20 protein-coding genes are annotated in these 20,036 nt (G+C 67.7%); 16 read left to right on the top strand and 4 right to left on the bottom strand.

All coding sequences use genetic code 11. The features are described from left to right. Window positions 1-169 precede the first annotated feature (169 nt). The 15 genes from TEF_19675 (at window position 170) to TEF_19605 (ending at window position 14,983) form a co-directional block, all read left to right on the top strand. Entirely contained in the window at window positions 170-457 is a 288-nt protein-coding gene (locus tag TEF_19675; GenBank protein ANK82765.1) for an asparaginyl/glutamyl-tRNA amidotransferase subunit C, read from the top strand. After that, a complete protein-coding gene (gene gatA, locus TEF_19670; protein ID ANK82764.1) occupies window positions 458-1,936 on the top strand; it encodes an aspartyl/glutamyl-tRNA amidotransferase subunit A in 1,479 nt (492 codons plus the stop codon). Beyond that, a complete protein-coding gene (gatB, locus tag TEF_19665; GenBank protein ID ANK82763.1) occupies window positions 1,921-3,384 on the top strand; it encodes an aspartyl/glutamyl-tRNA amidotransferase subunit B in 1,464 nt (487 codons plus the stop codon). The genes gatA and gatB overlap by 16 nt, the downstream gene beginning before the upstream one ends. A 44-nt stretch (window positions 3,385-3,428) precedes the next feature. Continuing rightward, window positions 3,429-3,989, top strand: coding sequence for a hypothetical protein (locus TEF_19660; protein ID ANK83621.1), 561 nt, complete (start codon window positions 3,429-3,431; stop codon window positions 3,987-3,989). A gap of 101 nt (window positions 3,990-4,090) precedes the next feature. Then, the gene (locus TEF_19655; protein ANK82762.1) at window positions 4,091-5,818 is read left to right on the top strand and encodes a hypothetical protein; all 1,728 of its coding nucleotides are present in this window, start codon (window positions 4,091-4,093) and stop codon (window positions 5,816-5,818) included. 246 nt (window positions 5,819-6,064) lie between these two features. After that, the gene (locus TEF_19650; GenBank protein ID ANK82761.1) at window positions 6,065-7,525 is read left to right on the top strand and encodes a transporter; all 1,461 of its coding nucleotides are present in this window, start codon (window positions 6,065-6,067) and stop codon (window positions 7,523-7,525) included. 96 nt (window positions 7,526-7,621) lie between these two features. Next, window positions 7,622-9,250, top strand: coding sequence for a cyclohexanone monooxygenase (locus tag TEF_19645; GenBank protein ANK82760.1), 1,629 nt, complete (start codon window positions 7,622-7,624; stop codon window positions 9,248-9,250). 247 nt (window positions 9,251-9,497) lie between these two features. Next, window positions 9,498-9,800, top strand: coding sequence for a hypothetical protein (locus TEF_19640; protein ID ANK82759.1), 303 nt, complete (start codon window positions 9,498-9,500; stop codon window positions 9,798-9,800). Between the two features lie 181 nt (window positions 9,801-9,981). Continuing rightward, a complete protein-coding gene (locus TEF_19635; GenBank protein ANK82758.1) occupies window positions 9,982-10,509 on the top strand; it encodes a hypothetical protein in 528 nt (175 codons plus the stop codon). 160 nt (window positions 10,510-10,669) lie between these two features. After that, window positions 10,670-10,963 carry a hypothetical protein gene (locus TEF_19630; protein ANK82757.1) on the top strand — a complete coding sequence of 98 codons (294 nt, stop codon included), beginning with the start codon at window positions 10,670-10,672 and terminating at the stop codon, window positions 10,961-10,963. 73 nt (window positions 10,964-11,036) lie between these two features. Next, window positions 11,037-11,912, top strand: a complete 876-nt coding sequence (locus tag TEF_19625; protein ANK83620.1) for a hypothetical protein — start codon at window positions 11,037-11,039, stop codon at window positions 11,910-11,912. Next, window positions 11,909-12,685: a hypothetical protein gene (locus TEF_19620; protein ANK82756.1), complete on the top strand. Its 777-nt coding sequence runs from the start codon at window positions 11,909-11,911 to the stop codon at window positions 12,683-12,685. Before TEF_19625 ends, TEF_19620 begins: the two co-directional genes overlap by 4 nt. 5 nt (window positions 12,686-12,690) lie before the next feature. Further along, window positions 12,691-13,158: a hypothetical protein gene (locus TEF_19615; protein ID ANK83619.1), complete on the top strand. Its 468-nt coding sequence runs from the start codon at window positions 12,691-12,693 to the stop codon at window positions 13,156-13,158. 69 nt (window positions 13,159-13,227) lie between these two features. Beyond that, window positions 13,228-14,094 carry a hypothetical protein gene (locus TEF_19610; GenBank protein ANK82755.1) on the top strand — a complete coding sequence of 289 codons (867 nt, stop codon included), beginning with the start codon at window positions 13,228-13,230 and terminating at the stop codon, window positions 14,092-14,094. 61 nt (window positions 14,095-14,155) lie between these two features. After that, window positions 14,156-14,983 (top strand): hypothetical protein, encoded by an 828-nt coding sequence (locus TEF_19605; protein ID ANK82754.1) that lies wholly within the window; start codon window positions 14,156-14,158, stop codon window positions 14,981-14,983. Window positions 14,984-15,042: 59 nt separating this feature from the next. Here the strand turns inward: TEF_19605 and TEF_19600 are convergent, their stop codons facing one another. Beyond that, a complete protein-coding gene (locus TEF_19600) occupies window positions 15,043-15,465 on the bottom strand; it encodes a nucleoside-diphosphate kinase (protein ID ANK82753.1) in 423 nt (140 codons plus the stop codon). 154 nt (window positions 15,466-15,619) lie between these two features. On the opposite strand from TEF_19600, the gene TEF_19595 reads away from it, so the two are divergent. Beyond that, window positions 15,620-17,503 carry a glycosyl transferase family 1 gene (locus tag TEF_19595; protein ID ANK82752.1) on the top strand — a complete coding sequence of 628 codons (1,884 nt, stop codon included), beginning with the start codon at window positions 15,620-15,622 and terminating at the stop codon, window positions 17,501-17,503. Window positions 17,504-17,515: 12 nt separating this feature from the next. On the opposite strand, the gene TEF_19590 is transcribed toward TEF_19595, so the two are convergent. From TEF_19590 to TEF_19580, 3 genes are all read right to left on the bottom strand, one after another. After that, window positions 17,516-18,013 carry a hypothetical protein gene (locus TEF_19590; GenBank protein ANK82751.1) on the bottom strand — a complete coding sequence of 166 codons (498 nt, stop codon included), beginning with the start codon at window positions 18,011-18,013 and terminating at the stop codon, window positions 17,516-17,518. 165 nt (window positions 18,014-18,178) lie between these two features. After that, window positions 18,179-18,541, bottom strand: coding sequence for a hypothetical protein (locus TEF_19585; protein ID ANK83618.1), 363 nt, complete (start codon window positions 18,539-18,541; stop codon window positions 18,179-18,181). 11 nt (window positions 18,542-18,552) lie between these two features. After that, window positions 18,553-19,965 carry a dihydrolipoyl dehydrogenase gene (locus tag TEF_19580; GenBank protein ID ANK82750.1) on the bottom strand — a complete coding sequence of 471 codons (1,413 nt, stop codon included), beginning with the start codon at window positions 19,963-19,965 and terminating at the stop codon, window positions 18,553-18,555. Between the last annotated feature and the right edge of the window lie 71 nt (window positions 19,966-20,036).

Below are 20,036 nucleotides of genomic sequence, written 5' to 3'. Positions count from 1 at the left end.
GCCGTCCGGCGGCTCCCTGAATGAACCGGCGTATGCCATCGGGTTGAATGATCCGGGCGCGCCGGTTCTTTCGTGCGCCGCCGCGCCACTTGCCGCCTTCCGAGCGCCTTGGTAGGAAACGCGCCTTGGCGGTTGCCGCCTTGTGTCTTCAGACAATGGACGGAGCGCGATGTCGCTGGACAGGGAAACGGTGCGCCGCGTGGCGAAGCTCGCGCGGATCAGGGTCGACGAGGACCGGCTGGACGATCTCGGCCGGGAGCTGAACCAGATCATCGACTGGGTGGAGCAGCTGGGCGAAGTCGACACCACCGACGTGCCGCCCATGACCTCGGTGGAAAAGCACAAGCTGCGCTGGCGCGCCGACCAGGTCACCGACGGCGGCTATCCGGAAAAGGTCACCGGCAACGCGCCGGCGTCCGACATGAACTTCTTCGCCGTGCCCAAGGTGGTCGAGTAGATGACGGACCTGACCGACCTCACCCTCGCCGAGGCCCGCGACGGGCTGACCAAGGGCGACTTCACCTCCGTCGAGATCACCGAGGCCTATATCAGGGCCATCGGGACGGCGCGTCCGCTGAACACCTTCATCACCGAGACGCCGGAGAAGGCGGTGGAAATGGCGAAGGCGTCCGACGCCCGCCGCCGGAAGGGCGAGACCGGCGCCCTTGAGGGCGTGCCGCTCGGCATCAAGGACCTGTTCTGCACCGAGGGCGTGCTGACCACCGCGGCCAGCCACATCCTGGACGGCTTCCATCCGCCCTATGAATCGACCGTGACCCGGAACCTCTGGGACGCCGGCGCGGTGATGCTGGGCAAGCTCAACCTGGACGAGTTCGCCATGGGCTCGTCCAACGAGACCTCCTATTACGGGCCGGCGGTGAACCCCTGGGCGCCCGAGGGCGACAATCGCCGATACGTTCCCGGCGGCTCGTCGGGCGGCTCGGCGGCGGCCGTCTCCTCGCACATCGTCGTGGCCGCGACGGGCACCGACACCGGCGGCTCGATCCGCCAGCCCGCGGCCTTCACCGGCATCGTCGGCGTGAAGCCGACCTACGGGCGCTGCTCGCGCTTCGGCATCGTCGCCTTCGCCTCCTCGCTGGACCAGGCGGGGCCGATGACGCGCACCGTGCGCGACGCGGCGATCATGCTGAAAACCATGGCCGGCTTCGATCCGAAGGATTCGACCTCGGTCGACGCCGCGGTGCCGGACTTCGAGTCCGCGCTGGGCCAGGACGTGCGGGGCCTCAAGATCGGCATTCCCGCAGAGTACCGCGTCGACGGCATGCCCGAGGAGATCGGGCAGCTCTGGTCGCGCGGCGAGGAGATGCTGCGCGACGCGGGCGCCGAGATCGTCCCAATCAGCCTGCCGCACACGAAGTACGCCCTGCCGACCTATTACATCGTCGCGCCGGCGGAAGCCTCGTCCAATCTCGCCCGCTATGACGGCATGCGCTACGGCCTGCGCGTGCCCGGCGAGGACCTGCTGGATACCTATGAGCGCAGCCGCGCCGAAGGCTTCGGCAACGAGGTGCAGCGGCGCGTGATGATCGGCACCTATGTGCTCTCCGCCGGCTATTACGACGCCTATTACCGCAAGGCCCAGCAGGTCCGCACCCTGATCCTGCGCGACTTCGAGCAGGCCTTCGGGAAGGTCGACGCGATCCTGACGCCGACCACGCCGACGCCTTCCTTCGCCGAGGGAGAGAAGACGGGCGACCCGATCTCGATGTATCTCAACGACGTCTTCACGGTGCCGGCCTCCATGGCCGGACTGCCGGGCGCGTCGGTGCCGGTGGGGCTGTCGAAGGACGGCATGCCGCTGGGCCTGCAGATCCTCAGTCCCGCCTTCGACGAGATGACGCTGTTCCGCGTCGCGGGCGCGCTGGAGCAGCGCGCGGGCTACGACGCCCGGCCTTCGAAATGGTGGGTGAAATGAGCACGATCCAGGGCGCCACGGGCGAGTGGGAAATCGTCATCGGGCTTGAGATCCACGCCCAGGTGACCTCGAACGCCAAGCTGTTCTCCGGCGCCTCGACCGCCTTCGGCGCCGAACCCAACAGCCAGGTCAGCTTCGTCGACGCCGGCCTGCCGGGCATGCTGCCGGTGATCAACGCACACTGCGTCGAGCAGGCGGTCAGGACCGGCATGGGCCTGAACGCGGAGATCAACAACTACTCGGTCTTCGACCGCAAGAACTACTTCTATCCGGACCTGCCGCAGGGCTACCAGATCAGCCAGTACAAGCAGCCCGTGGTCGGCCGCGGCATGATCACCATCGAACTGGCCGACGGCGGGACCAAGGACATCGGCATCGAGCGCCTGCACCTGGAGCAGGACGCCGGCAAGTCCGTGCACGACCAGCATCCGTCCATGTCCTATGTCGATCTCAATCGCTCGGGCGTGGCGCTGATGGAGATCGTCTCCGATCCTGACATGCGCTCGGCGGAAGAAGCCTCGGCCTATGTCGAGAAGGTCCGCCAGATCGTGCAGTATCTCGGGACCTGCAACGGCATCATGGCGGAGGGCTCGCTGCGCGCCGACGTCAATGTCTCCGTGCGCCGCCCCGGCGAGGGCTATGGCACGCGCTGCGAGATCAAGAACGTCAACTCCATGCGCTTCATCCGCCAGGCCATCGAGTACGAGGCGCGCCGCCAGGTCGACATCCTGGAAGACGGCGGCTCGATCGACCAGGAAACCCGGCTGTTCGACCCCAACAAGGGCGAGACGCGGTCCATGCGTTCCAAGGAGGAGGCGCACGACTACCGCTACTTCCCGGACCCGGACCTGCTGCCGCTGGAGCTGGAGCCGGAATGGGTGGAGAAGGTCCGCGCCGGCCTGCCGGAACTGCCCGACGCCAAGAAGGCGCGCTTCAAGGAGCAGTACGGCCTGTCCGAATACGACGCCCGGACGCTGACGTCGAACCGCACCCGCGCCGACTATTTCGAGACGGTGGCCAGCGGACGCGACGCCAAGATGGCCTCCAACTGGGTGACCACGGACCTGTTCGGCTTTCTGAACAGGACTGGTCAGGACATCGACGAGAGCCCGGTGAAGGCCGAACAGCTCGGCCAGCTGATCGACCGCATCGCCGACAAGACCATTTCGGGCCGCATCGCCAAGGAGGTCTTCGAGGCGATGTGCGAGACCGGCCGGGACCCGGATGCGATCATCGAGGAGAAGGGCCTGAAGCAGGTCACCGACACCGGCGCCATCGAGGGGCTGGTCGACCAGGTGATCGCCGAGAACCCGGACAAGGTGGCCGAGGTGAAGGACGGCAAGGAGAAGCTGCTCGGCTGGTTCACCGGTCAGGTCATGAAGGCCAGCCAGGGCAAGGCCAACCCGCAGGCGGTCAACGAGATCCTGCGCCAGAAGATCCTCGGCTGATGGCCCGCGCGGCGGCGGAGGGCGAGGGCCGGGACGGCGCCGCCATGATTCTGAACGCCGCGCTGGAGGTCTTCGTCCGCGACGGCTTCCACGGCACCTCGATCCGCACCATTGCGAAGGAGGCCGGGGTCTCCATCGCGCTGATCTACTATCACTTCCCGTCCAAGGAAGAGATCCTGCGCACGCTGATGCTGAAGGTCACCAACGACCTGCGCGACGAGCTCGTGGCGGCGCGGGCGGCAGCCGGGCCGAACCCCGTCGACCAGATGGCGGCGCTGGTCCGCGCCCATGTCCGCCTGCACACGGCCCGCCAGGCGGAAAGCTTCGTGGGCAATACCGAGCTGCGCAGCCTCGGCCCCGACGCCCTGGCCGAAGCCATGGCCGCGCGCGACGCGGTCTCGGCGCTCTACAAGGAGGTGATCGCCGCCGGACTCGCCGACGGCAGCTTCCGCTGCGAGGCGCCGGCCGAGGCGAATCTGGCGATCCTGACCATGTGCACCTCGGTGGCCGGCTGGTACAAGCAGGGCGGTCCGCGCAGCCCCGACGATCTGGCCGGAATCTATGTCGGTTTCGCGCTGGCGATCCTGGGGGCCGGCGAAGGCTGAGCCCTTGCCTCCCTGTCGGTTGACTCCCGGTCCGCTCTTGCCCTGAACGATCGTTCATGCGAGAGTCCGTTCACGTATCAGGACGCCATGGGGAGGATCGAATGGCCCGCTTTGAACGCGTAATCAAGAACGGGATGGTCGTGGACGGCACGCGCGCGCCGCGCTACCGCGCCGACATCGGCATCAACAACGGCGTCATCGCCGAGATCGGCCATATCGACGCGAAGGACGCGGCGGAAGTCATCGACGCGACCGGCCTGATCGTCGCGCCGGGCTTCGTCGATCTGCACACCCATTACGACGCCCAGGTCTTCTGGGATCCGTACTGCACGCTGTCGGGCTGGCACGGCATCACCTCGGCGGTGATCGGCAATTGCGGTTTCGGCTTCGCGCCGGTGAAGCCGGAGATGCGCGAGCGCGCCATGATGTCCATGACCCGCGTCGAGGCCATTCCGATGGAATCGATGAAGGAAGGCATGCCCTGGGACTGGGTGACCTTCCCCGAGTTTCTCGATTCCGTCGAGCGCACGCCCAAGGCGATGAACCTGCTGCCCTATGTGCCGATCGGCCCGCTGCTGATCTGGGTAATGGGTTTCGAGCGCGCCAAGGCCGGCGAGATGCCGACCGACGAGGAGCATGCCGAGATCGTGCGCCTGTTCAACGAGAGCCTGGACGCCGGCGGCTGCGGCTGGTCGGCCCAGCGCATGATTCCCGATGGCCCGGCCTCGGTGCAGCGCGATTTCGACGGCACGCCGATGCCGACCGACGTCATGCATGACGAGACCTGCCGTGTGCTGGCGCGCGTGCTGCGCGACCGCAACGAGGGCTTCATGCAGATGCTGCTGGTCTCCGGCGACAACAAGCGCGACCACGCGTTCTACGAGGAGATGGCCGAGATTTCCGGCCGGCCGATGATCATGAACGTGGTCCAGGCCTTCGACCATCGCCCCGAAATCCACCGCCGCGTCCTCGAATGGCTGAAATCCTGCCGGGAGCGGGGCATCCGCGTCGTCGGCCAGGGCCTGACCACGGACGCCGGCTTCACCTTCACCTTCGAGAACTGGAACCTGTTCGACGATTCGGAAGCCTGGCGCGAGGCGACCACCGGCACGCTGGAGGAACGCAAGCAGAAGCTGGCCGATCCGGCGCGCCGCCAGGCGATGAAGGACCAGATGCCGCAGACGGCGACCGGCCCGCTGGTCGACATCGTCATCGTCGGCCCGCAGCTGGAGAAGAACAAGCAGTGGGAGGACCATACCCTGGCGCTCGCCGGCGAGAAGATGGGCAAGCACCCGGTCGACGTCATGCTCGACATGGCCGTGGAGGAGGACCTGGAGACCGAGTTCTTCGCCGCCCCGCCGAACGGGAAGCTGGAGTACCTCAAGGAGATCGTGGACGACCCTTATGTCCTGTTCGGCGTCTCCGACGGCGGCGCGCATACCAAGTTCCTGACCGCCGGCCGTTATCCGACCGAGACGATCTGCAAGATCGTGCGCGACAACGGCATGATCACCCTGGAGGAGGCGCACTGGCGGCTCGCGGCCCTGCCGGCACAGCTTGCCGGCTTCACCGGGCGCGGCACGCTGACCCTCGGCGCGCCGGCCGACATCATTGCCTACGATTACGAGAACCTGAAGGTGCTGCCCGACGAGATCGTCCACGACCTGCCGGGCGGGGAGTGGCGCCGTATCCAGCGGGCCAGCGGCTACCGCTACGTCCTCGTCAACGGCGAGGTCACCATCCGCGACGACCAGCAGACCGAGACCTATTCGGGCCGGCTGCTGCGTCACGGCGGCGTCGAACAGCAGATGGCACAGGCCGCAGAGTAACCGGCTGGCGCGCGAGGGTCCGGTCCGTCCGGGCGGCTCGCGCGTCTTTCGGACTTTCCCGGTCACGCACCGGCATGGGCCCCGGGTTCTCGCCCGGGGCCCGCGTGTTTGCGGAACGCCCGATCCGAAGCCAAATAGCGCGGCGGCGAGGCCAGGCTTGCCGCTACCCTTGGTGACCGGGGCAAGCGGTCCGCTCCGGATTTCCCCGCCACCTGTTGCCGCCTCCGACCTGAGCCGAGATCGCCCATGCTCGACATCCTTGGTATTCTGATCTCGCTCCTTCTGCTGATCCTGCTGGCATACCGGGGAGTCAGCGTGCTGCTTCTGGCGCCGCTGCTGGCGCTGCTGGCGGCGGCCTTTGCCGGCGCGCCCCTGCTCGCGACCCTGACGCAGGTCTTCATGAAGGCAGCAGGCAATTTCATCGTGCTTCTATTCCCGCTGTTCCTGCTCGGCGCGGTATTCGGCAAGATGATGGAGGCGTCGGGGTCAGCCGCTGCGATCGCGCATCGAACCATCACCTGGCTGGGGCGCAAACGCGCGATACTGGCGATCGTTCTGGCTTGCGCCCTGCTGACCTACGGGGGTGTGTCGCTTTTCGTCGTTGCCTTTGCGGTCTATCCGATCGCGACAGCGCTCTTCCGCGAAGCGGGCGTACCCAAACGGCTCATCCCGGCCACGATCGCGCTCGGCGCGTTCACTTTCACCATGACCGCGCTTCCGGGCACGCCGGCGATCCAGAATGTGATCCCGATGCCGTTCTTCGGCACCACACCCTTCGCCGCTCCGGGGATCGGGATCGTCTCCGGAGCGATCATGCTCGGCGTCGGGCTCGTCTGGCTCGGTTTCCGCGAGCGCAGGGCGCGGCAGGCGGGCGAAGGTTACCTGACTGCGGTCGAACCGGTGGCCATGGAGCAGGTCCAGCGGACAATCCGGGAGCGCGCCCAGGGCGAGGGGTTCGATACGGCCGAACTTCCGCCGCTGGCCGGGTCCGGGCGGCACGGGCGGCCCGGCTTCGGTTCTGCGGTGCTGCCGGTGGTCCTGGTCGTCGTCTTCAACCTGCTGTTCCTCGAAGTCATCGTCCCGGAACTGGACACCGACTATCTTGTCGCGCCGCCCTATGGCCCGGCCACACTCGATTCGGTCAGGGGGATGTGGGCGATCATCGCGGCGCTTTCCGCGGCGATCCTGGCGGTCTGGGCGATGAACATTCGACGGTTGAATGCGCCAGGCAAGACGCTGTCGGACGGCGCCAACGCTTCGGTCCTGCCGATCTTCAACACCGCCGCGCTCGTGGGTTTTGGCGCGGTCATCGCCACGCTGCCCGCGTTCGCCGCCATCCGGGACGCGATCCTCGGTATTGCGCCGGGCAACCCGCTGATCTCTCTTGCGATTTCCGTCAACGTGCTGGCGGGGATAACGGGCTCGGCCTCGGGCGGAATGGGGATTGCGCTCCAGACGCTGGGCCCGACCTATCTTGAAATGGGTGCGGCCGCCGGCATCCCGCCCGAATTGCTGCACCGCGTCACCACTATCGCCACCGGGGGGCTGGATGCCCTGCCGCACAATGGCGCGGTCATTTCCCTGCTGACGATCTGCGGCCTGACCCACCGGCAGTCCTACGCCGACATTTTCGTGGTCGCCGTCCTGGGCCCGATCCTGGCGCTGGCCGTGGCGATCCTGCTCGGTACGGTGATCGGCGCGTTCTGAGGGGGGCGCTGAGCGATTTCGAGCCGCGCTTGCCTGCCGACGCAAGCCCGCCCTAAAACAGTTGCCTGACAGGGGCGGTGATCGGGGAGGTTCGCCATGACTGAGACTGCAAGCGCGCAGGATCCGGAACGTTTCGACGCCATCATCGTCGGCGCCGGCATTTCCGGCATGTACATGCTGCACCGGCTGCGGGAACTGGGGCTGAACGCCCGGGTTCTGGAAGCCGGCACGGATGTCGGCGGCACCTGGTACTGGAACCGCTATCCGGGCGCGCGCTTCGATTCCGAAAGCTGGTCCTACGGCTATGCGTTCAGCCAGGAGATCCTGGACGAGTGGCAATGGTCGGAGCACTTCTCCAGCCAGCCGGAGAACCTCCGCTATTGCCGTTTCGTCGCCGACAGGCTGGACCTGAAACGGGATATCCGTTTCGGAACCAGCGTCACCGCGGCCCACTACGACGAGGACGCCAACGAGTGGACCATCGAGGCCGAGGATGGCTACGCCGCCCGGGCGCGGCTGTTCATCACCGCCATCGGGCCGCTGTCGGTCCCGGTCTGGCCGGCCATTGACGGCATCGGGGATTTCGGGGGCGAGGCATATCACACCGCCCGCTGGCCGCACGAGCCGGTGAGCTTCGCGGGCAAGCGCGTGGCGGTGATCGGCACCGGGGCGACGGGCGTGCAACTGATCCAGGAAGTGGCGAAGACCGCCGGCCAGTTGACCGTGCTGCAGCGGCGGCCGAACTGGTGCGCGCCGCTCCACAACAGCCCGATCACGCCCGAAGAGCAGGCCGACATCCGCGCCCGCCACGAGGAGATCTTCGCCCACTGCCGCAACACCCATGGCGGCTTCATCCACGACGCCGATCCGCGCCGCCTGCTGGAGACGCCGGAGGACGAGCGTCTCGCCTTCCTGGAGAAGAAATACGCCGAGCCCGGCTTCGGCATCTGGATGGGCAATTTCCGCGACACCTTCACCAACGAGGAAGCCAACCGGATCCTGTCGGAATTTATCGCCGGCAAGATCCGTGAGCGGGTGAAGGATCCGGCGACGGCGGAGAAGCTGATCCCCAGGGACCACGGCTTCGGCCAGCGCCGGGTGCCGATGGAGACCCGCTACTACGAGGTCTACAACCAGGACAATGTCGAACTGGTCGACATACTGGCCGACCCGATCCGGCGCATGACGAAGACCGGCATCGAGCTGGAATCGGGTCATCGCGACTTCGACATGATCGTCTACGCGACCGGTTTCGACGCCGTGCTGGGCGGCTTCAACAGGATCGATATCCGGGGGCTTGGCGGCCAGCGGCTCCGCGACAAGTGGGCCGAGGGGCCGGCGACCTATCTGGGGCTGCAGGTCGCCGGCTTTCCCAACATGCTGACGCTGGTCGGGCCGCAGAACGCCGCCGGCTTCGGCAATATTCCCCGCGGCATCGAGCAGAACGTCGAATGGGTCGCGCGCCTGGTCCGCCACATGCGCGACAACGGCCTGGAATACGTCGCCGCAACGCCTGAGGCCGAGGCCGAATGGCAGGAGGAGGTCACCCGCTCGTCGGACAAGATGCTCCTGTCGAAGGCGGACAGCTGGTTCACCGGCATCAACCGCAATATCGACGGCCGCTCCCGCCGGGTCTATCTGCTCTACACGGCGGGCATGCCGGCCTATCGCGAGCGCTGCGACGCGGTCGCCGCGAAGGGCTATGAGGGCATGGAACTGCGCTGACGCGGCCCAAACCGCGCGAACACCGGGTTCTCAAGACAATTTGAAGCTGCGGGATCGGCGCGTTTTCGCGCCTCGGCAGGCCCGGCCCGGACGGCGGCGCCGGCTGCTGACGCGCGTTCACGCCGTCTTCACGCTGCGCTCCGAAACCCCCGGATACCGGGGCTCCCGGCGCGAACGGCCCCTGTTGCACCCCGGTTCGCTTCGTCATCATCCCGCTGCCTTCACTGGACAGCAAGGAGAACCAGCCATGAAGACCACCCTGAAATCCCTCACCGTCGCCACCGCTCTCGCCGGCGCTGTCGGCATGGCCGCCGCAATGACGGCCGCCCCGGCCCTGGCCGCTGACGGCGTCAAGTGCTTCGGCGTCGCGAAGGCCGGCGAGAACGACTGCGCGGCCGGCAACCACAGCTGCAAGGGCCACTCCACGGCCGACTACAGCGGCCAGGACTGGAAGATGGTCGACGACGCCGGGAAGTGCATGGAGATGGGCGGCAAGCAGGCCGCCTTCGAGGGCATGAACGAGAAGGCGAAGATGATGAAGGACGGCTGACCGTCCCGGGGGCGCGGCGGCGGTTCGTCCTTCGCCGCGCCCTTTCGCTTCCGGCGCCCGATCACGCGATCTCTCAACAACTCGTGTAGGGCGCGTGGGCAGGTTGCGGTCTTATCTTCCATCTCAGCGGGCCGCCGGACAGCGGCCTGAAAGAAGTCAACCAGACAGGGAGGCCGACCGGATGATGCGAGGCGCTGCGATGCTTGCGGCTGCGGTCATCCTGATCCTTTCGGGCGGCGTCCAGGCGGGCGAGCAGTATGTCGACGGCAGCGGCTTCGCGCTGAGCGGCTACGATCCCGTCGCCTATCGCGGTCTGGCGCAGGCGCCAGTGGGCGAACGCCAGCCGCCGGCCGTGCCCGGACGGGCCAACTTCACCGCCGAGTACAACGGCGCGACCTGGGCCTTTTCGACCGCCGCGAACCGGGACGCCTTCCTGGCGGATCCGGCGAAATACGCGCCCGCCTATGACGGCCATTGCGCCTTCGGCGTGGCCAAGGGCGGCAAGGCGCCGGGAAATCCGCATCTGTGGCGCATCGTCGACGGCAAGCTCTATCTCAACGTCACCCGCGCGGTGGTCGGCTTCTGGGAAGCCGACATCGGCGGCAACCTGACCGCCGCCGAAGGCAACTGGTCCGGCATCGAGGATCGTCCGGCCAATGACGGAGCGGTGCCGGAACTGGACGGCGCAAAGGCGCCTGTCACCGAGTGATCACGCCATGCACGGCTTCTGCAATGCTGTGATGGCATCGTTTCGAACACGGTCGTTCCGGCTTTAACCGGAGCGGTCTTGGCGGACGGGGTTGCGGGGAACCCGGCCGCTGGCAACACTGACCGCCCCGCGGGTCAATGAAACACAGAGGAGAATCCTGATGAACGCCACCTTCAAGTCCCTTTCCGTCGCCGCCGCCCTCGCCGGTGCGGTCGGCATGGCCGCCACCCTCGGCCCGGTCGAGGCGGTCGCCGCCGACAAGGTCAAGTGCTACGGCATCGCCAAGGCCGGCCAGAACGACTGCGCCAACAAGGCCGGCACCCATTCCTGCGCCGGTCAGTCCACCGTCGACTACTCCGGCGGCGAGTGGAAACTCGCCACCAAGACCGAGTGCGAGGAGATGGGCGGCCAGGAGCAGGCCTTCGACGGCGTCAACGAGAAGATGAAGGGCTGATTTCCAGCCGGGACAGGGGACGCCGGATCATCCGGTGTCCCTCTGTGCCCTGCCGGAACGGCTGCCGTCCGTCGTGAACCATTCCACACCCAGCCTGCCGCCGACCGCCGGGTTCGGCCTGCGTCATCCTCATGTGCTGCAGGTCATCGACCGGCCGCCCGCCGTCGACTGGGTCGAGGTCCACACCGAGAACTACATGTACCCGGGCGGTCCGCGCCTGCGCCAGCTCGAGGCCGTGCGCGAGCGCTTCGAACTCAGCCTGCACGGGGTCGGCCTCTCGCTCGGCTCCGTCGACGAACCCGACAGGGATCATCTGAAGCGCATCCGCGCTCTGGCCGACCGGTTCCGTCCCGCCGCCATCTCCGACCATATCGCCTGGGTGCGGGCCCCGAAGGCCGCGGGCGGGGCCAGCCTGAACGATCTGCTGCCGCTGCCCTGCACCGAGGAGGCCCTGGACATCCTGGTGCGCAATATCGCCATCTTCCAGGACGCGCTTGGCCGCGGGGTGATGGTGGAGAATCCGTCCATGTATCTGGAGTTCGCCGGCGCCGAGATGGACCATGCCGACTTCGTGGCCGAGACCGTGCGCCGCGCCGGCTGCGGCCTGCTTCTCGACGTCAACAACATCCATGTCAGTGCGCGGAACCTGGGTTTCGACGCCAATGACTATCTCGACCGCATGCCGTTCGAGGCGGTGGGCGAGATCCACCTTGCCGGCCATGCCGAGCGCGAGACGCCGGGCGGCACGCTGCTGATCGACGATCACGGCAGCCGCGTCCGCGACGACGTCTGGACGCTCTACGAGCGTGCTCTGGACCGGCTCGGAGGGGTGCCGACCCTGATCGAATGGGACACCTGCATTCCCGATCTCCAGGTCATCCTGGCGGAGACGGCGGAAGCCCAGCGGCGCATGGACGCGCTGGCGGGACCGCGCCGGGCGACGGCGTGAGCGGCCTCGCCGAGCTGCAGCGGCGCTTCGCCGAAAGCGTCGCCGGCGAGCCGGGTCCGATACTGGGCGCGCTCGCCGATGACGGCCGGCAGGCTGACCGCTTCGAGGTCTACCGCAACAACACCTTCGCCTCGCTCCGCGAGGTTCTGGCCAATACCTTCCCCGCCATTGTCGCCATCATTGGCGAGGATCTGTTCGGCCGGCTGTCGGCCGCGTTCGTGCGGCACGCGCCGCCCCGAGCGAACCATCTGCTGGACTACGGCGCGGAGCTGGCGGAATTCGTCGCCCTCTCGGAGCCCTTGCAGCGATGGCCGTTCCTCGCCGATGTGGCCCGCCTCGAATGGGCGGTGAATGCGGCCTATGGCGCGTCCGAGGCGACGCCGGTCGGCCCTTCCGAGCTTGCCGGGCTCTCGCCGGAAGATCTGATGGCGCTGCGTCTTGGGCTGCATCCCTCGGCGGCGCTGATCGCTTCGGACTGGCCGGTGCATGCGATCCGGATGAGCCCGGAAACAGCCGCCGACCCGGCGGCGGTGCGGCCCCGGCCGGAGGCGGCTCTGGTCGCGCGGCCGGAGGCTGAGGTGATCTGCCTGCCATTGCATCCGGCCGAGTACGCCTTCCTCGCAGCGCTGGCCGAGGGCTGCACGCTGGGCGAGGCCGCCGCGCGCTGTCAGCAGGCCGATCCGGGCTTCGATCTGCAGGGCGCGCTGGCGCGCCATCTGGCCGGCGGACTCTTCGTCCGCGGCGGCCATGACGACGAAGGAGAATCGAGATGACGACGATGGACACGCCTCGGAGCGGTCAAGGCCTGGCCGGCCTCTATGCGGGCATCTTCGGCCCGGTCGAGCGGGTGGGCGGCCCGCTGGTGGATCTCGCCTTCCGGCTCATCATGGCGCGCATCTTCTTCCAGTCCGGCTGGCTCAAGCTCAACGACTTCGAGAACACGGTCTTCCTGTTCCAGTACGAATACGCCGTGCCGGTGCTGCCGCCGGAGATTGCGGCGTATTTCGCCACCTTCTTCGAACTGGCGATGCCGGTTCTGCTGGTGCTGGGCTTCATGACCCGACTCGCGGCCCTGCCATTGCTCGGCATGGCGCTGGTCATCCAGTTCGTGCTCGGCGCATCGAACCCGGCCTATTTCCAGTGGGAGCACTATTTCTGGATGCTGAGCCTCGTCTACATCTTCGTGCGCGGCGCGGGGCCGATCTCCCTCGATCACCTGATCTGGCGGAAGTCGGGTACCGTCTGAACCCCGTAGCCTTCCTTCCCCGCGGGCGGTCTGCCATGTTGACGGCCGGCGCCCTGGGGGAGGAGCGGCATGAAATTCGGACTGAGATTCTGCAACACGGGCGCGTTCGTCGAACCGGGGCCGGCGATCGAGCTGGCCGAGGCGGCGGAGGAAGCGGGCTTCGAGAGCCTGTGGGCGATCGAGCACACCGTCGTGCCCAGGGGCTATGCGCCCAATGCGCCGCAGGTGGAAGGCGGCAAGATGGCCGGCGGCGTCGAGGATGTCGACATGCCCGACCCGATTGTCTGGCTGAGCTTCGTCGCCGCGCGCACGAGCCGCATCAATGTCGCGACCGGCATCCTGATCCTGCCGCAACACAAGCCGCTGCACGTGGCCAAGCAGGCCGCCACCCTGCACCGGCTGGCCGGTGGGCGCTTCATGCTGGGCGTCGGCGTCGGCTGGATGCCGGAGGAATTCCAGGCGCTGGGCGCGTCGTTCGAGCACCGGGGCCGGTTCGCCGACGAGGCGATCCAGGCCCTGCGGCGGCTCTGGGCCGACAGCCCGGCCGAGTTCCACGGCGCGCATGTCGATTTCCCGCCGCTCTATTGCGAGCCGCGTCCGGCGGGCGGGCACATTCCGATCATCGTCGGCGGCCACTCCAAAGCAGCCGCGCGCCGCGCCGGGCGGCTGGGCGACGGCTATTTCCCCGCGCGCGGGGCGCCGGCGGACCTGTTCGAGATCGCCCGGCAAGCGGCCGAGGAAGCGGGACGCGATCCGGCAGACATCGAGATCACGGCCTCGATGCCCGATGATCGGGCCGAGCTCTCCGACTACCGGAAGATGGGCGTCGATCGGGTGACGGTGCCGGTCTCGGCGGTCACCGGCATGCGGACGGCGGTCTCGAGTCCCGAAGAGGTTCTGTCATGGAAGGGCCTTCTGGAAGACTGGGCGGCCTGACACCGGGCAAGGGAGCAGCGACATGAAGTTCGGACTGAGATACTGCAATACAGGGCCCTATGTGGACCCGGTCCGCGCCGTTGAACTGGCCGAGGCGGCCGAGGAGGCGGGGTTCGAGAGCCTCTGGACCGTCGAACACACGGTCGTGCCGAAAGGCTACCAGCCCAACTATCCCTATGCCGAAGGCGGCCGCATGGCCGGCGGGACCGAAGACATCGACCTGCCCGACCCGCTGATCTGGATGGCATATGTCGCCGCCCGCACCAGCCGGATCAAGCTTGCGACCGGCATCCTGATACTGCCGCAGCACAAGCCGGTGCATGTCGCCAAGCAGGTGGCGACCCTCGACCACATGGCCGGCGGGCGGATCGTCCTGGGCGTCGGCGTCGGCTGGATGCCGGAGGAATTCCGCGCCCTGGATGCGCCCTTCGAGGCGCGGGGACCGGTCACCGACGAAGCGATCCGGGCGCTGCGCCGGCTCTGGGCCGACAGCCCCGTCGAGTTTCATGGCGAACACATCCGCTTCGATCCGCTCTACTGCGAGCCCAGGCCGCCGAAGCGGCACGTGCCGATCGTCGTCGGCGGCCATTCGAAGGCGGCGGCGCGGCGAGCGGGCCGGCTGGGCGACGGTTTCTTCCCCGCCCGCGGCGCCCCAATCGACCTGATCGACCTGGCGCGGAAGACGGCGGAGGAGTCGGGCCGCGATCCGGCCTCGGTGGAGATCACCGTCTCCATGCCGGAAGACCCGAAGGAACTGGACGGGCTGGTCCGTCTCGGCGTGGGACGGGTCACGGTGCCGGTCTCCGCCATGGCGGGACTGAAATCAGCTCTCCGCGGCCCCGAAGACGCGCTGGCCTGGAAGCCCCTGATCGAGGAGTGGGCGGGGTGACATTGAAACCGCCCCCTTCGGTGCGCCGGCCCGGCCATCCCCGGCCCGCCTGCGCCGCCTCAGCCGACGATATCGACCGCGGCGAAGAAGTAGGCGATCTCGTTGGCGGCGTTCTCCGGGCTGTCGGAGCCATGCACCGAGTTGGCCTCGATGGATTCGGCGAAAGCCTTGCGGATGGTGCCCTCGTCGGCCTCGGCGGGGTTGGTCTTGCCCATGACCTCGCGGTAGCGGACGACGGCGTCGTCGCCTTCCAGCACCTGCACGACAACCGGACCGGAGGTCATGAAATCGCAGAGCGAACCGAAGAACGGACGCTCGCGGTGGACGTCGTAGAAGCCCTCGGCCTGCTCCCGGGTCAGGCGGATGCGGCGCTGGGCGATGATCTTCAGGCCCGCGCCCTCGATCATGGCGTTGATCTTGCCGGTCAGGTCGCGGCGGGTCGCGTCGGGCTTGATGATGGAGAGCGTGCGTTCGGTGGCCATGGTCCTACCTCGTTCGGTTCGGGTCGCGTTGAGAACTCGCGCCGCCCGTGCCGGATCGGCCGCGAAAGAATGACGCCCGGCTTATAGCCGCACCGTCCTCTGCGGCCAACAGCGGCGATGCGCCGCGCCGCCGATTGCGCTATGGAAGCGCCCCATGCTTGTACTGGAAGACATCACGATCCGCATCGCCGGGCGGACGCTGCTGGAGGGCGCGACCGCGCGCATCGCCACCGGCCATCGGGCCGGGCTGGTCGGTCCCAACGGCACCGGCAAGACGACGCTGCTGCGCGCCATCATGGGTGAGGTGGCGATGGACTCCGGGTCGGTCGAGACGCCGCGCGGCTCGAGGATCGGCACCGTCGCGCAGGAGGCGCCGACCGGGCCCATGCCGGCGATCGAGGCGGTGCTGGCGGCCGATACCGAGCGCGCCGATCTGCTGGCGGAGGCCGAGACGGCGACGGACCCGCACCGCATTGCCGACATCCAGACCCGGCTCACCGACATCGGGGCGCATGCCGCGCCGGCGCGCGCCGCCACCATCCTCGACGGCCTCGGCATTCACGCCGACCGACAGGACCAGCCCTGCAGCGCCTTCTCCGGCGGCTGGCGCATGCGCATCGCGCTGGCCGCGGCGCTGTTCGCGGAGCCGGAGATCCTGCTGCTGGACGAACCGACCAACCATCTCGACCTGGAATCGACGCTCTGGCTGGAGGACTTCCTGCAGAAATACCGGCACACGGTCATCATCGTCAGCCATGACCGGGACCTGCTGAACCGGGCCGTGACCGATATCCTCCATCTCGACCAGCTCGGCCTGACGCTCTACTCGGGCAACTACGACAGCTTCGAGGAGCGCCGCCGCATGGCCCAGCGCCAGCAGGCGGACCTGGCCAACAAGCAGGCGGCGGAGCGGGCGCACATCCAGTCCTTCGTCGACCGTTTCCGCTACAAGGCCTCCAAGGCGCGCCAGGCGCAGAGCCGGCTGAAGATGCTGGCGAAGATGCAGCCCGTCGCCGCGGTGGTCGATGCGCGTGCGCCGCGCTTTCCGTTCGCCGAACCGCAACGGCTGGCGCCGCCGATCGTCTCCATGGAGAGCGTCGATGTCGGCTACGAGCCGGGCCGGCCGGTGCTGCGGCGCGTGAGTCTCCGGCTCGACGATGACGACCGCATCGCCCTGCTGGGTGCGAACGGCAACGGCAAGTCGACGCTGGCCAAGCTGATCGCCGGGCGGCTGAAGGCGGAATCCGGCAAGGTCAGCCGGTCCTCGAAGCTGAAGATCGGTTTCTTCGCCCAGCACCAGATCGAGGATCTGAAACCCGGCCGGACGGCGCTGGACCACATACGGGAACTGCGCCCCTATGACAGCGAGGCGGCGCTGCGCACGCGGCTGGACGGCTTCGGTCTCGACCACAAGCGCGTCGAGACGCCGGCTGCCGAAATGTCGGGCGGCGAGAAGGCCAGGCTGGCGCTCTGCCTGATGGCGCAGGGGGAGCCGCATCTGATCATCCTGGACGAACCGACCAACCATCTCGACATCGACAGCCGCCAGGCGCTGGTGCAGGCGCTCAACGCCTTCGGCGGCGCGGTGATCCTGGTCAGCCATGACAGTCATCTGGTCGAGGCCGTCGCCGACCGCCTCTGGCTGGTCGCCGGCGGCGGCGTGGAGCCGTTCGAGGGCGACATGGACGATTACAAGCGCCTGGCGTTGTCGGAGGCGGCGGAGGCCGCGCGCCCCGACCGCGCGGCCCGGGAAGGCGCGGCGAAGCCGAACCGGCGCGAAGCGCGCAAGAAGGCTGCGGACGCCCGCGCCGAACTGTCGCCGCTGCGCAAGTCGATGCGGAAGGCGGAAAAGGACATCGAGACGCTGACGGCGCAGATCCGCCGCATCGAGGCGCATCTGCACGATCCGGAAATCTACCGGGGCTCGCCGGACAAACAGGCGGAACTGAATCGTCTCAAGGCCGCGGCCGAACGCGCGGTGGCCGAGGCGGAACAGCGCTGGATGGAGGCGGCGGAGCGTCTGGAGGACGCCGGCTGAGCCGGGCCGGGCTCAGCTGTCGTCCAGGCGGCGGAATTCGAAGGCGACGATGACCCGGTCGATGGACTGGCCGTGGGTCGAATAGGGCAGGCCGATGACCTCGCAGGAGCGAAAGTCCCCGCGCGCATTGGCGTAGGCGATTTCCCTGGCCTGCGGCAGACCGGTTTCGGCGGTGGCGAGCAGGGTCGTCCAGTAGGCGCTCGGCGCCCGCTGGTTCGGAATTTCGCCCACCTGCCGGCCCTTGAGGTTGCCGCCCATGTGCGCGTCCACATCGGTGCCGGTCAGGCGGTAGACGAAGTCGACCGGATTGCGTTCGACCGAGAGCACGGCAAGATTGGGCAGCAGGTGCTTGACCTCGGACGGGTCGAAATCTTCCCGCCGGGGCCAGATGCGCTCGCCGCGGGTCGACAGCCAGTAGCGCAGGGCGGCCTGCGTGACCTCCGAGCGCAGCCGGTCCTGCGCCTCGGCCACGGTGTCCCTGATCTTGCCGTCGTCAGGTTTCGCCAGCATCACACGCCCAATGAGAATACGCGGACGACCGCGCCCGAATGCAGCGGTCCCTGTAGTCAACAGTCATGCGTCACCCGCTATTCGGAAAAATGTGACAAAGGTCACGGCGCCACCGTCGCAGGACGCATGGCTGCACCTGTGGTTCGCGCCGCCGAGGGCGGCGGATCAGTCGGTGTCGTACTGGAGTTCCACGGTTATGCCGTCGGGACCGGCGACGAAGATCTGCCGGAGCGGCACGCCCGGCACGTCGTTTTCCCGGTACTTCAAGCCGGCGCGTTCGATCGCTGCCTTCTGGCCGTCATAGTCGCCACCGCGAAAGGCGAAATGGTCGACCGTGCCCTTGCCCAGCGCGGCGTCGATGAGGTCGCTTCCGACCAGGTGCACCACCGCCTGGTCGCCGGCATAGAGCCAGTACCCGGGGAAGGGGAAGTCGGGGCGGTCGCCGACGTGCAGGCCGACGATCTCCTCGAAGAAGCGGCGGGTCGCTTCCAGGTCGGTGCAGCGGACATTGACGTGGTCCAGGCGCATCATCGGCCCGCTCACATGTTGATGGTCTGCCCGCGCACCGCCATGGCAGCTTCCTTGACCGCCTCGTTCAGCGTCGGGTGGGCGTGGCACATGTGGCCGACCTCGCTGGCGGTGCCGCCAAGCTCCATCACGGCCAGGGCCTCGTGGATCATGTTGCCGGCGTCGGGACCGATGATGTGGACGCCCAGCACCTGGTCGCTTTCCTTGTCGGCCAGGATCTTCACCATGCCGTCCTTCTCGCCGATCGAGCGCGCGCGGGAGTTGGCGGAGAAGGGAAACTTGCCGACATTGTAGGCGATGTCGGCTTCCTTGAGCTGTTCTTCGGTCCGGCCGATCGAGGCGATTTCCGGCCAGGTGTAGACGACGCCCGGCACGCGGTCGTAGTCGATATGCCCCGCCTCGCCGGCGAGATGGTCGGCGACGATCGCGCCCTCGTGCTCGGCCTTGTGCGCCAGCATCGGCCCGGGAATGCAGTCGCCGATGGCGAAGACGCCAGGTACGGATGTCTGGAAGTGTTCGTCGACGGGAATGAAGCCCTTCTCGGTCTCGATGCCCAGATCCTCGAGGCCCAGATCCTCCGTGTAGGGCCGGCGGCCCACCGCGACCAGTACGACGTCGGCCTTCAGCTCCTCGGCGTCGCCGCCCTTCGCGGGCTCGACGGTGAGCTTGACCTGGGTCTTCTGCGCTTCCGCACCGGTGACCTTGGTCGAGACCTTGAACTCGATGCCCTGTTTGGAGAACAGCACCTTGGCGCGCTTGGAGACCTCGTTGTCCATGTTGGGCAGGATGCGGTCGAGGAACTCAACGACGGTCACCTCGGCGCCCAGACGCCGCCAGACGGAACCCAGCTCCAGGCCGATATAGCCGCCGCCAATGACGATCATCGACTTCGGCACCTTCTTCAGGTCCAGCGCGCCGGTCGACGAGACGATGCGCTCCTCGTCGATCTCGACATTCGGGATGGTGGCGACGTCGGAACCGGTGGCGATGAGGATCGTGTCCGTCTTGACCTCGTAGGCCTTCTTCTTGTCATTGGGCGTCACCGAGACGGTCTCCCGGTCGACGATCTTGCCGAAGCCATAGGCCAGCTCGACCTTGTATTTCTTGAACAGCCCCTCGATGCCGTCGGTCAGGCTGGTGACGACCTCGTCCTTGCGGCCCAGCATGGTCTTCAGGTCCAGCTTCGGACTGGCCTTGATGCCGTGCCCGGCGAAGTGCTCGCCGGCGGCCTCCTCATAGAGGTGAGAGCTCTGCAGCAGCGCCTTCGAGGGGATGCAGCCGACATTGAGGCAGGTGCCGCCCAGCCGCCCGCGCTTGTCGACGCAGAGCACTGTCATGCCGTTCTGCGCGGCGCGGATCGCGGCGACGTAGCCGCCCGGGCCGCCGCCGATGATCACCAGGTCGTAGCGCTTGTCGTCACTCATCGTATCACTCTCCTGCCCGCACTCGCTTGGCGAGGGTTCAATTCGCTCCCCGGCGCTCCGCGGCGACGGCC

This window comes from Rhizobiales bacterium NRL2 (assembly GCA_001664005.1).
In the GTDB taxonomy this organism is placed as follows: domain Bacteria; phylum Pseudomonadota; class Alphaproteobacteria; order Minwuiales; family Minwuiaceae; genus Minwuia.
Note: the sequence above shows the minus strand (reverse complement) of the source record. Positions and strands in the feature narration are given on the sequence as shown.

Coding starts and splice junctions, on each gene's coding strand:
- TEF_19675 (ANK82765.1), top strand. CDS start 170: ATGTCGCTGGACAGGGAAACGGTGCGCCGCGTGGCGAAGCTCGCGCGG.
- gatA (ANK82764.1), top strand. CDS start 458: ATGACGGACCTGACCGACCTCACCCTCGCCGAGGCCCGCGACGGGCTG.
- gatB (ANK82763.1), top strand. CDS start 1,921: ATGGTGGGTGAAATGAGCACGATCCAGGGCGCCACGGGCGAGTGGGAA.
- TEF_19660 (ANK83621.1), top strand. CDS start 3,429: ATGATTCTGAACGCCGCGCTGGAGGTCTTCGTCCGCGACGGCTTCCAC.
- TEF_19655 (ANK82762.1), top strand. CDS start 4,091: ATGGCCCGCTTTGAACGCGTAATCAAGAACGGGATGGTCGTGGACGGC.
- TEF_19650 (ANK82761.1), top strand. CDS start 6,065: ATGCTCGACATCCTTGGTATTCTGATCTCGCTCCTTCTGCTGATCCTG.
- TEF_19645 (ANK82760.1), top strand. CDS start 7,622: ATGACTGAGACTGCAAGCGCGCAGGATCCGGAACGTTTCGACGCCATC.
- TEF_19640 (ANK82759.1), top strand. CDS start 9,498: ATGAAGACCACCCTGAAATCCCTCACCGTCGCCACCGCTCTCGCCGGC.
- TEF_19635 (ANK82758.1), top strand. CDS start 9,982: ATGATGCGAGGCGCTGCGATGCTTGCGGCTGCGGTCATCCTGATCCTT.
- TEF_19630 (ANK82757.1), top strand. CDS start 10,670: ATGAACGCCACCTTCAAGTCCCTTTCCGTCGCCGCCGCCCTCGCCGGT.
- TEF_19615 (ANK83619.1), top strand. CDS start 12,691: ATGGACACGCCTCGGAGCGGTCAAGGCCTGGCCGGCCTCTATGCGGGC.
- TEF_19610 (ANK82755.1), top strand. CDS start 13,228: ATGAAATTCGGACTGAGATTCTGCAACACGGGCGCGTTCGTCGAACCG.
- TEF_19600 (ANK82753.1), bottom strand. CDS start 15,465: ATGGCCACCGAACGCACGCTCTCCATCATCAAGCCCGACGCGACCCGC.
- TEF_19595 (ANK82752.1), top strand. CDS start 15,620: ATGCTTGTACTGGAAGACATCACGATCCGCATCGCCGGGCGGACGCTG.
- TEF_19590 (ANK82751.1), bottom strand. CDS start 18,013: ATGCTGGCGAAACCTGACGACGGCAAGATCAGGGACACCGTGGCCGAG.
- TEF_19585 (ANK83618.1), bottom strand. CDS start 18,541: ATGCGCCTGGACCACGTCAATGTCCGCTGCACCGACCTGGAAGCGACC.
- TEF_19580 (ANK82750.1), bottom strand. CDS start 19,965: ATGAGTGACGACAAGCGCTACGACCTGGTGATCATCGGCGGCGGCCCG.